This window comes from Mycolicibacterium vaccae NBRC 14118 = CIP 105934, assembly GCF_001552715.1.
In the GTDB taxonomy this organism is placed as follows: Bacteria; Actinomycetota; Actinomycetes; order Mycobacteriales; family Mycobacteriaceae; genus Mycobacterium; species Mycobacterium vaccae.
In genome coordinates, this window is record NZ_BCRS01000250.1 from 1 (window position 1) to 5,415 (window position 5,415).

The 5,415-nt window shown below is 70.6% G+C and carries 5 protein-coding genes and 1 pseudogene; 5 read left to right on the forward strand and 1 reads right to left on the reverse strand.

Annotated elements, in window-relative coordinates; genetic code table 11:
- From MVA01S_RS28355 to MVA01S_RS28370, 4 genes and pseudogenes are all read left to right on the forward strand, one after another.
- A pseudogene (locus tag MVA01S_RS28355) lies at nt 1-203 on the forward strand (DUF4350 domain-containing protein); the annotation flags it as partial.
- A 38-nt stretch (nt 204-241) separates the two neighbouring features.
- Nucleotides 242-1,162: an AAA family ATPase gene (locus tag MVA01S_RS28360; protein WP_003931895.1), complete on the forward strand. Its 921-nt coding sequence runs from the start codon at nt 242-244 to the stop codon at nt 1,160-1,162.
- A 9-nt stretch (nt 1,163-1,171) separates the two neighbouring features.
- Entirely contained in the window at nt 1,172-2,497 is a 1,326-nt protein-coding gene (locus MVA01S_RS28365) for a DUF58 domain-containing protein (protein WP_003931894.1), read from the forward strand.
- 178 nt (nt 2,498-2,675) lie between these two features.
- Entirely contained in the window at nt 2,676-3,560 is an 885-nt protein-coding gene (locus MVA01S_RS28370; protein WP_003931893.1) for a type IV toxin-antitoxin system AbiEi family antitoxin, read from the forward strand.
- Nucleotides 3,561-3,642: 82 nt separating this feature from the next.
- Here MVA01S_RS28370 and MVA01S_RS28375 read toward each other — a convergent pair whose 3' ends face one another.
- A complete protein-coding gene (locus MVA01S_RS28375) occupies nt 3,643-4,635 on the reverse strand; it encodes a stage II sporulation protein M (RefSeq protein WP_003931892.1) in 993 nt (330 codons plus the stop codon).
- Nucleotides 4,636-4,663: 28 nt separating this feature from the next.
- Between MVA01S_RS28375 and MVA01S_RS28380 the strand changes: the two genes are divergently transcribed.
- Nucleotides 4,664-5,415: RDD family protein (locus MVA01S_RS28380; RefSeq protein ID WP_060941792.1), on the forward strand; the 752-nt coding region annotated here is incomplete at its 3' end.

Sequence of the window (5,415 nt, forward strand, 5' to 3'; positions counted from 1 at the left end):
CCCGCCAGCGCATGCTGCCCCGGCTCGGCCTGACCGCGGGCGGGTCGCCGCAGGCCCTCAGCCAGGCCGTCGCCGACCGGTGCGGGCTGGCTGCGCAGTCGGTCGCCCATACTCTGTACGGGCCGCCCCCGGCCACCGACGCCGAACTGGTGAACCTCGCACGCGCACTCGACGACATCGAAAGGCAGGTCGCACAGTCGTGACACAGTCCCCCCAGCACGAGGGCGCCCGAAACGCGTTGATGGCCCTGCGCGCCGAGATCGGCAAGGTCGTCGTCGGACAGGACGCCGTCGTCAGCGGTCTGGTGATCGCGCTGCTGTGCCGCGGCCACGTGCTACTCGAAGGTGTGCCCGGGGTGGCCAAGACGCTGCTGGTGCGCACGCTGGCGGCGGCGCTGCAGCTGGACTTCAAGCGGGTGCAGTTCACCCCTGACCTGATGCCGGGCGACGTGACCGGCTCGCTGGTCTACGACGCCCGCACCGCCGAGTTCGAGTTCCGCGCAGGACCGGTGTTCACCAACCTGATGCTGGCCGACGAGATCAACCGCACGCCGCCCAAGACGCAGGCGGCGCTGCTTGAGGCGATGGAGGAACGTCAGGTCAGCGTGGACGGCCAGCCGCGGCCGCTGCCGGACCCGTTCATCGTCGCCGCGACCCAGAACCCGATCGAGTACGAGGGCACCTACCAGCTGCCGGAGGCACAGTTGGACCGCTTCCTGCTGAAGCTGAATGTGCCGCTGCCGCCCCGCGATCAGGAGATCGCGATCTTGAACCGGCATGCGCACGGGTTCGATCCGCGGGACCTGTCGTTCGTGCAGCCGGTCGCCGGACCTGCCGAACTCGCCGCGGGCCGCGACGCTGTCCGTCAGGTGCTCGTCGGCGACGAGGTGCTCGGCTACATCGTCGACATCGTCGGTGCGACAAGGAGTTCCCCGTCGCTGCAGCTGGGGGTTTCCCCGCGTGGCGCGACGGCGCTACTGTCCACCGCGAGGTCGTGGGCGTGGCTGTCGGGCCGCAGCTATGTGACCCCCGACGACGTCAAGGCGATGGCCAGGCCCACGCTGCGCCACCGGGTGGCTCTGCGGCCGGAGGCCGAACTGGAGGGCGCCAGCGCCGATGGCGTGATCGAGGGCATCCTGTCCGCGGTGCCCGTGCCGAGATAGCCGACCGCCGTGGTCCTCACCCGTCGCGTCGGCCTGATCGCGCTGCTGTGCGCGGTGCCGATCGCGCTGTCGCCTTATCCCGCAGCCATTTTCACTGCGCTGGCGGCGCTGCTGGCGGTCGCCGTGCTTGTGGATGTCGCGTTGGCGGGCAGCCCGCGCGCGCTGGCGATGACGCGCGGCGGGCCGACCTCGGCACGCCTGGGTCAGCCGGTGACCGTCGAGCTGACGGTCGAAAACGGTGGCCGCGCACGGTTTCGCGGCGTCGTCCGCGATGCGTGGGCGCCCAGCGCCCGCGCCGAACCGCGCATTCAACCGGTGGACATCGCCGCCGGCCAACGGGTCACGATGCTGTCCACGTTGCGGCCGGTGCGCCGCGGTGACCAGGCCTCGGCACTGGTGACCGCCAGGTCGATCGGCCCGCTCGGGCTGGCCGGCCGCCAGGGTTCGCACCGGGTGCCGTGGCAGATCCGCATCCTGCCGCCGTTCCTGTCCCGCAAGCATCTGCCGTCGCGGCTGGCCCGGCTGCGTGAACTCGAAGGCATGACGCCGGTGCTGATCCGCGGGCAGGGCACCGAGTTCGACTCGCTGCGCGAGTACGTCGTCGGCGACGACGTCCGCTCGATCGACTGGCGGGCCACCGCGCGGCGCGCCGATGTCGTGGTGCGCACCTGGCGCCCGGAACGCGACCGGCGGGTGCTCATCGTGCTCGACACCGGCCGCACCTCGGCGGGCCGGGTCGGCGTCGACCCGACCGGTTCGGACCCGGCCACCGGTTGGCCCCGGCTGGACTGGTCCATGGACGCCGCGCTGCTGCTGGCCGCGCTGGCCGCCCGCGCCGGCGACCACGTCGACTTCCTGGCCCACGACCGCGAGACACGCGCGGCCGTCGTCAACGCGTCCCGCACCGAGCTGCTGGCCCAGCTGGTGGCGGCGATGGCGCCGCTGGAACCCGCGCTGGTCGAGTCCGACGCGCGCGCGATGGTCTCGGCGGTGCAGCGGCGGGTGCGGCGCCAGGCACTGGTGGTGCTGTTGACCGATCTGAACGCCTCGGCGATCGACGAGGGTCTGCTCACCGTGCTGCCGCAGCTGACCGCCAGACACCGGGTGATCGTCGCGGCCGTGTCCGATCCACGGGTGGACAAGCTGGCCGCGGGCCGCGCCGACCCCGTGGAGGTCTACGACGCCGCGGCCGCGGAGCGGGCCCGTAACGACCGCCGCGCGGTCGCGTCCCGGCTGCGGCGCATCGGGGTGGAGGTGGTCGACGCGCCGCCGGAGGAACTCGCGCCCGACCTGGCCGACCACTACCTGGCGATGAAAGCCGCCGGCCGCCTCTAGCCCGCCCGGTCTCCCCGCCCAGTTCCCCCGCGAGCAGACGCAAACTCGCACGATTTCGACCCTTTCAGTGCGAGTTTGTGTCTGCTCGCGGTGAGATCCCTATCCACAGTCCGAGTTCTATCCACAGCGACGCAGGTGAGCCGGCTGCCTGGTGGCTGCACCGGATGAGGATTCGGGTGTGCAGAGTGCCGTTCGACAACTCTTCCTGGCCGGTGGCGGGTATGCGACGACGGCGGCGCTGCTGCAGCTGCTGACCCGGCAACAGCTCGACGTACAGGTGCGGCGCGGCACCTTGATCCGCGTGTGGCACGGGGTCTATGCACCTGCCGAGCCTGATTACTTCGGCAGGCTGGTGTCCCTGGACAAATACCTTGGCCTGCCCGCGGTCGCCTGTATGGGCACTGCAGCGGCACTGTACGGATTCGACACCGAGGGCACTACCGCGGTGCACATCCTCGACCCCGGCCGCCGGATTCGTCCCGCCCCGGGTCTCGTGGTCCACCAGCGCCTCGGTGCGCCACTGCAGCGTGTGAGGAGCCGGTTGGCGACATCACCCGCATGGACCGCAGTCGAGATCGCCCGCACCCTGCGGCGGCCTCGCGCGCTCGCGACGCTCGACGCGGCCTTGCACACCGGGTCGTGTATGCCCGCGGATCTGGCTGAAGCGGCCGCGGAGCAGCGCGGTCGACGGGGCATCGTGGCTGTACGTGAACTGCTTGCCCTCGCCGACGGTCGCGCCGAATCTCCGATGGAGACCGAGGCGAGACTGGCAATGCACGACCACGACGTGCCCCGCCCCGAACTTCAATTTCTGATTCACGGCCGATGGGAAAGCTGGCGTGTCGACTTCGCCTGGCCTGAGTACCAGGTGGCGGCCGAGTACGAGAGCGTCGACTGGCACGCGGGCCGTGAGGCGATGCTGAAGGACAAGGCGCGATTCGCGGGCATCCAGCACGCGCGTTGGACGGTCATCCCGATCACCGTCACCGACGTTCGCGTCCATCCGGAGCGGTTGGCCGAACGTGTCCGGGAGCACCTGTGGCGAGCCGCCGCGGCCAGTTGAAACCGCGAGTGAGTACCGCGAGCAGACGCAAACTCGCACGTATGACCCCAGATTCGTGCGAGTTTGTGTCTGCTCCCGGACCTCAGCTGGTCGGCACCACGTCGGGGGCGTCCTCGATGTCGCCGGTCTCCCCGGCCAGCGCCGCCTTGCGGCCGAAGTGGAAGACGTAGCCGAAGAACGCCACGACCGCCGCCACGCCGATCGCGACCCGCACGAACGTCGGCAGTGCCGACGGCGTCACGAAGCCCTCGATCGCGCCGGCGGCCAGCAGCACCACGGCCAGGCCGATCGCGACCGCGATCACCGCGCGGCCCTGCTCGGCCAGCACCTGCGCGCGCGGCCGGTCGCCCGGTGAGATCACCGACCAGCCCAGCCGCATCCCGACGCCGGCGGCGACGAACACCGCCGTCAGCTCGATGAGCCCGTGCGGGGTGATCAGTCCGAGGAAGATGTCGCCCTTGCCCGCCTCGAACATCAGCCCCGCGTTGACCCCGAGGTTGGCCGAGTTCTGGAACAGCACGTACGGGATCGGGATCCCGAGCAGCACCGACATCCCGATGCACTGTGCGGTCACCCACGCGTTGTTCACCCAGACCTGCAGCGCGAACGACGCGGCCGGATGTTCGCTGTAGTAGTTGGCGAACTCGTGGTCGACCAGTTGCCGGATCTCGCTGGGCGTGCCGATGGTGGCCTGCACCTCCGGCGAGTGCGCGACCCAGACCGCGATCACCGCCGCGACCGCGTAGAACAGCACGCCCGAGGCCACCCACCACCGCCACGACCGGTACACGACGACCGGGAAGGACACCGTCCAGAACCGGGTGAACTCGCGCCACAGCGGTGCGTGCGCGCCGGTCACCACCGCGCGTGCGCGCGCCACCAGGCCGGAGAGTTTGCCGACCAGCACCGCATCCGAGGACGACGACCGCGCGATCGACAGATGGGTCGACACCCGTTGGTAGAGGTCGACCAGTTCGTCGACCTCCGCGCCGGTCAGTTTCCGGCGGTTTTTCACCAGATGTTCGAGGCGCTCCCACGTCGGGCGGTTCGCCAGGACAAACGCATCGACATCCACTCCCGGGATTTTAGTAGCGTGGCTGTCTATGGTCGGCCAGCAACAACCCGTCGTGACCGGTGACGCGGTCGTACTCGACGTTCAGATCGCGCAACTGCCGGTCCGCGCCCTGTCGGCGCTGATCGACGTCGCGGTCGTGTTCGTCGTCTACGTCCTCGGCGTCATCCTGTGGGCGGTGACGCTGTCGCAGTTCGACTCGGCGTTCTCCGGCGCGGTGCTGATCATCTTCACGGTGCTGGCGTTGGTGGGCTATCCGACGATCTTCGAGACCGCGACCCGCGGCAAGACGCTGGGCAAGATGGCGCTGGGCCTGCGGGTGGTCTCGGAGGACGGCAGCCCGGAGCGGTTCCGTCAGGCGCTGTTCCGCGCTCTGGCCGGGGCGATCGAGCTGTGGATGCTCACCGGCGGTCCGGCGGTGCTGTGCAGCATGCTCTCGCCGAAGGGTAAGCGCATCGGCGACATCTTCGCCGGCACCGTCGTGATCAGCGAACGCGCTCCCCGGCAGGCCCCGCCGCCGATGATGCCGCCGCAGCTGGCGTGGTGGGCGTCGACGCTGCAGCTGTCCGGGCTGAACCCGGCCCAGGCCGAGATGGCGCGCCAGTTCCTCTCGCGCGCACGGCAGTTGGATCCGCAGGTGCGCGACGAGATGGCCTACCGGATCGCGACCGACGTGGTCGCGCAGATCTCTCCGCCGCCGCCTCCGGGCACGCCGCCGGAGCCGGTGCTGGCCGCGGTGCTGGCCGAGCGGCACCGTCGCGAGCTGGAGCGCCTGCGGCAGGG

Bases quoted from the DNA above. Each gene is read 5' to 3' on its own strand.
- MVA01S_RS28360 (WP_003931895.1), top strand. From the start codon at position 242: ATGGCCCTGCGCGCCGAGATCGGCAAGGTCGTCGTCGGACAGGACGCC.